This window comes from Enterobacter chuandaensis, from assembly GCF_003594915.1.
Classification (GTDB): domain Bacteria; phylum Pseudomonadota; class Gammaproteobacteria; order Enterobacterales; family Enterobacteriaceae; genus Enterobacter; species Enterobacter chuandaensis.
Genome location: NZ_QZCS01000038.1, coordinates 1 through 212, shown reverse-complemented (window position 1 = coordinate 212; position 212 = coordinate 1). Strand labels below are relative to the sequence as shown.

Genomic DNA, 212 nt, shown 5'->3' with positions numbered 1-212 from the left:
TATCTCAAACATGACTCGCAAGTCAGTTTTGAGATATGACGGCAGGTGACTTTCACTCACGAACCAGCAAGTGGCGTCCCCTAGGGGATTCGAACCCCTGTTACCGCCGTGAAAGGGCGGTGTCCTGGGCCTCTAGACGAAGGGGACACTGAAGTCTCAATCGCAAGACGCCTTGCTATTTACTTTTCATCAGACAATCTGTGTGAGCACTA

Annotated in this window: 1 tRNA gene; it reads right to left on the bottom strand. The window is 50.9% G+C overall.

Annotated elements, in window-relative coordinates:
- Positions 1-71: 71 nt before the first annotated feature.
- Positions 72-147 (bottom strand) — tRNA-Glu (locus D5066_RS22805).
- Positions 148-212: the final 65 nt, after the last annotated feature.